This is a genomic window from Fulvivirga aurantia, assembly GCF_009711475.1.
GTDB lineage: Bacteria > Bacteroidota > Bacteroidia > Cytophagales > Cyclobacteriaceae > Fulvivirga > Fulvivirga aurantia.
Map to the genome: position 1 here is coordinate 1 of NZ_SMMD01000638.1, position 5,054 is coordinate 5,054.

At 37.6% G+C, this 5,054-nt stretch carries 4 protein-coding genes and 1 tRNA gene; 2 read left to right on the top strand and 3 right to left on the bottom strand.

What is annotated here, in order from left to right:
• The first annotated feature begins 89 nt into the window (after window positions 1-89).
• Together scpB and E1176_RS06215 are read left to right on the top strand one after the other, a co-directional pair.
• Window positions 90-656 carry an SMC-Scp complex subunit ScpB gene (gene scpB / locus E1176_RS06210; protein WP_155209701.1) on the top strand — a complete coding sequence of 189 codons (567 nt, stop codon included), beginning with the start codon at window positions 90-92 and terminating at the stop codon, window positions 654-656.
• 67 nt (window positions 657-723) lie between these two features.
• Window positions 724-1,524, top strand: a complete 801-nt coding sequence (locus E1176_RS06215) for a pseudouridine synthase (protein ID WP_155209702.1) — start codon at window positions 724-726, stop codon at window positions 1,522-1,524.
• 1 nt (window position 1,525) lies between these two features.
• Here E1176_RS06215 and E1176_RS06220 read toward each other — a convergent pair whose 3' ends face one another.
• From E1176_RS06220 to E1176_RS06230, 3 genes are all read right to left on the bottom strand, one after another.
• Window positions 1,526-3,325, bottom strand: coding sequence for a tetratricopeptide repeat protein (locus E1176_RS06220; protein WP_155209703.1), 1,800 nt, complete (start codon window positions 3,323-3,325; stop codon window positions 1,526-1,528).
• A gap of 65 nt (window positions 3,326-3,390) precedes the next feature.
• Window positions 3,391-4,749 (bottom strand): ATP-binding protein, encoded by a 1,359-nt coding sequence (locus E1176_RS21335; RefSeq protein WP_155209704.1) that lies wholly within the window; start codon window positions 4,747-4,749, stop codon window positions 3,391-3,393.
• 216 nt (window positions 4,750-4,965) lie between these two features.
• A tRNA-Phe gene (locus E1176_RS06230) sits at window positions 4,966-5,038 on the bottom strand.
• Between the last annotated feature and the right edge of the window lie 16 nt (window positions 5,039-5,054).

Genomic DNA, 5,054 nt, shown 5'->3' on the forward strand with positions numbered 1-5,054 from the left:
TCAGGCAAATTGATTTCTAAAGAAAGACTCAAAGCAGTACCGCATACCACTCAATCCATAGAATCAAAACTTAGCCAGCAGAGTTAAGATTGGATTATTTACAAAATCATATTGAGGCTCTTATATTTTGTTCACCTAATCCGGTGAAAGTAAAAGAGTTACAAGGAGCGTTGTCTGAAATGTTTGAGGCAGATGTTCCGACCGAACACATAGAAGAAGTACTCGTTCGCATTGATGAAAAATACAGTGCGGACGAGTTTTCTTTTAGTTTAAATAAGACTGGTGGAGGATATCAATTTCTTACCAAACCTGCCTATCAGGCTAGTATAGGTATATTACTTAAACAACGCTCTAAAAGAAGACTATCAACCTCAGCGCTGGAGACACTCTCGATAGTAGCTTATAAACAACCCGTAACAAAAGGCGAAGTGGAAAATATAAGAGGTGTAAACTGTGACTATGCCGTTCAAAAACTTCTGGAAAAAGGCCTTTTAGAAATCAAAGGTAAATCCGAAGCTATTGGCAGACCTCTTCTCTACGGAACCACAGACCAATTTATGGAGTATTTTGGCATCAATGACTTAAAAGAGTTGCCAACCCCCAAAGATTTTGCCCAAGCCGATGATAATGTAATCGGTGAAGAGGGTGATGACTAGTTAATTGCAATTCTTTTCACCAATTTTGCACTTCACATTGTTACAGTAGTGATACTGAATTTATATTATGAGAAATAAAAGAAACCAATCCAAAGGAAGGTCTGACAGAGGCCAATCAAAATCAAAGCCACGTACGAGAACGGAAATTTCTGAGGTGCAGGATAATGCATTAGTCAGACTCAATAAATTCATAGCCAATGCGGGTGTTTGTAGTCGCAGAGATGCAGATAAACTCATAGAGGCAGGAGAAATAAAAGTGAATGGAAAGGTTGTAACTGAGCTCGGCACTAAAGTGTCAAAGACTGATAAGGTTTCATACAAAGGCAGATCGTTAAAGCCAGAGAAGTTGGTGTACGTACTTTTAAATAAGCCAAAAGATTTTATCACCACAACAGATGATCCTGAAAACAGAAGAACTGTTATGGAGTTGGTTAAGAATGCCACAGAAGAAAGATTGTATCCTGTCGGGAGATTGGATAGAAATACGACTGGCTTGCTACTTTTCACTAATGATGGTGAGCTTGCTGAAAAACTAGCACATCCTTCGAATGAAATTAAAAAAATCTATAGGGTAGAAATTGACAGACCTATCGATGAGGCAGATTTTAATACCATAGAAAGTGGTTTTACTCTGGAAGACGGTGAGGTGAAAGTTGATAAAGTAGCCGTTGTAGATCAGAAAGGTTTTGTCATTGGCCTTGAAATACACATTGGTCGTAATAGAATTGTAAGGCGTGTTTTTGAGCACCTCGGTTATGAAGTGCTGAAGCTAGACCGGGTAATGTATGCAGGTCTTGATAAGCTTAACCTACCCAGAGGTAAGTGGAGATTTTTAACAGACCGAGAAGTAACCAGACTAAAGAGGTAGTCTATTTTTCCTGATCTTTAATGGTCTTTTTTGATTTTTCAAGCGTTCGATTCATCTTCCTTACCATTTTGTCAAGTTCAGATGCCTCCTTTTTTATTTCACCCAATTTTTCCTGAACCTCTTCAGTCTTAATTCCTTTTTTCTGAAAAAGTGAAACAAGACCTAAAATTCTTGCCAGCGGCCCTCTTACCTGGTGAGAATTATAGGCGACATATTCTAATATTTTCTTATTCTGCTCAGTAATTACTTTGGTTCTGTCCTGCACAATTTGCTCCAGGTTTTCATTGATCCTTATAATTTCCTCATTGGCATTGGTTAGTTTATCAGCTTGCTGTTCTAATTCTTCTTTCTGACGATTTATTTTTTTATTTAGCAGATTGAGTTGTGCATTCGCCTTATTTTTTCGGTTGTAATTGATCAAAATTAGTGCAGTGGCTATCGCCAGTAAAATACAGCCAATGATCAATGAATTACGAACCCAAATAACATTAGCCAGCTCTTTGGCTTTTTCAACCTCTTCCAACTTATGCTTTAAACTATCTTGCTTCTTTTGTTGTGCAAACTCATATTCGGCTTCTAATCTTGCTATTCGAGCCGTATTTTGTTGATTAAAGATGGAGTCGTGTAGCTGAAAATAGATTCGGAAAAACTTTAACGACTCAGATGGCCGGTCGTTTTTCTGATATAAATCTGACAATGCAAGTGCTGCATCTTTAGCTTCAGATGTAAGACCATATGTGGTGGCGTTATCAAAGGCAGACTTTAAAAGCTTTTCAGCCTGCTGCACATCATTTCTCTTTTCCATTACCAAACCTAGGTCTAGTTGTACCAGTGAATTCACGTATTGGTCGGCACATGTTTCTGCTTTGTCAGCCACAAGAGACAAATAATAGAAGGCCGAATCAAGCTGATTTGACCTTTGGTAAATGCTACCGATATTATATAGGGGATAAATGTCTCCGCAAACTTCTTTGATCTCTCGTTCTATTTTAATTGCTCTAAACAAATAAGGTAGGGCCTCATCATATTTGCCTTGCTGTTTTAGGACGAATCCTATGTTATTGGCTAAAGTCGCCATTCCGGGTTTGTCATTTAGCTTCTCAGAAATGTCGAATGATTTTCTGAAGAACTCCAATGACTTCTCAAACTCATCTTTGGCAGAATAAATACGTGCAATATTATTATAGCGATCCGAAAGGCCTACTTGGTCATCTAAAGCTATATCGATGAGCAGCGCTTTTTGATAGGCCTCTATGGCTTCAGAGTAATGGCCGAGATCGGTATGTATATTTCCTTTGAGGTTAAGCGCATTGGCCAACCCATATTGATCATTGATGGCAGTTCTGAGTGAAATTGCATTCTCAAGAGCTAGTTGCGACTCTACGATAAAGCCATTATCAAAAAGAATACGACTTTTGAAATAAAGGCCCGTGGCCTGAAGGTGTTTGTTTTTATTTTTTTTGGCTAGTGAGATAAACTGGTTCATGATAGTACCAGCCTTGTTTGAGTTATTGGCTTTTAACACCGCCTGATCCTGAAGTTTTCTGGCTTCAATCAGGCCCTTCATCAAATGGTGCTTTTTTGCAAAGCGGATAGCGCTATCGGACAAAACGAGACTTGTATCTACTGAGGCCTCAATGTAATCTTTAGTAAGCTTATTGAGCGTCTTTATTTTTTGATTTATATCTCTGGTGGCATCTTTAAGTTGGACTAAACTATCTGACTCTCTATCTTGGCAAAAGCCAATTGATGAGGCTAGAGAGAGTAAGACCGAAAATATGGTGATGTTTATAATACGCACAATACCAGCTTTCTTAAAAATATAAACTTTTGAGCTTTATACGAGATAATTCGCCCTAAAAACAATCAGCTTAGGTGCTTAGGTAGTAGGATTTGAAAAGAAGTGCCAGCCCCTAATGTAGAACTAACAGAAATTTGCCCTTCAAGTCTGTCAATAGCTTTTTTAACAATATATAAACCCAGGCCAGTTCCTTCTGAGCTTTCATTGGCCCTGTAAAACATGTCGAATATTTTGCTTAGGCTTTCTTTATCAATGCCCTGGCCATTGTCCGAAATAACGATAGAATAGTGCGATTCATTTAATTTTACAGACAATTTAACAAATGCATTTTCGACATCCGGTTTATGGTATTTAAAGGCATTTGATAAAATATTGCCAAGAATAATTTCTAACTGCAACACATCGCTTTTAATCACAGGTGTGTCGTATTCTTTAATGAATGCTACTGATGAATTAAAATGTTTGATTGCTAGTTTGGTTTCTAAGACACTTACTAGATCTGCAATGTTAATTTCAGTGATGTTTGGAGCTACATTGGCACTTTTTGCTAGTGTCAATATATTACCAATAGTCTCATCCAATTTTAGCGTACTATCTTCAATCATCTGAAAATATTGATGACTGTTTGTGTCTGTAACATCTTGCTTGGCAAGGTTTGTCAGCCCCAAAATTGAAGCTACAGGAGCTCTGAGATCATGTGAAGTACTGTATAAAAAACTATCTAACTCATGGTTAGTTTTCTTGAGTTGGGCATGTTCGTTTTCTAATAACCACAAAAGCATACCCAAACCTATAATACTGAGACTCAACAAGTCGATTATACCATAACTGGCTGCCGGAAAGCTCACTTTGTAACCACCTACATTGGCAAAAACAATAGAAGCATGCCAAAGGTGTTGAGCGGCATATACCATGAAGGCGATGCATAAAAATGTTTTTCCCAGCCCTTTAAGAAAACCATACGTGAAGTAAATTTTATAAGCTGACCAGATAAACACAAATCCAATAATTGTGCTCTTAAGACCTATTCTTAGCACATACCTTATGTTACTTCCATCTGGGTCATCATGATAAAGCCGGTTTGAAATGATAGCAAATATTATGACAGATGCCACCATAAAAAGTATTTGCTTTGATTTAAATGATGTGCCTTTGGCTATTGTTAATACACCCAGGACAAGAAATAGCAATTGCAAATAGGTACCAATGAGTACCAGGATAGAAGAAAGCTGGGAGTAAAGCCCGGAACTGATTGTAAGAAAAATAGAGGAGAAATAGACAAGTCCGTAAAATAGCCAACTTAAAGACCACCACTTTAAAAAGCTACGTGAGTAGAGCTTATAATAAAAAGAAAAAAGAAAACAGATAATCAGCGCCAGAATGATTTGTGCGCTAAAAATTACAATGAACCTGTCGATACTCACTTATAGGTCTTGAATGTTTATTTTACAATTATGTAAGGTAGCAAATAATAATCAAGAACAATTATAAATTAGAATCAAAATAGTATGCTTGCATAACAAATTTCTGCAATCCTCTTAAATTTAGGCTATGTTTACAATCAGGATGCTAAAATCGAACGAAAAAATACAGGCCATAAAAAAAGCCCTGAGACATTTGTCTGACAGGGCTTTTGAAAGTGGTGCTGAGTGGGCTCGAACCACCGACTCACGGATTTTCAGTCCGATGCTCTACCAACTGAGCTACAGCACCGTTTCGAAGAGGATGC

Coding starts and splice junctions, on each gene's coding strand:
- E1176_RS06215 (WP_155209702.1), top strand. CDS start 724: ATGAGAAATAAAAGAAACCAATCCAAAGGAAGGTCTGACAGAGGCCAA.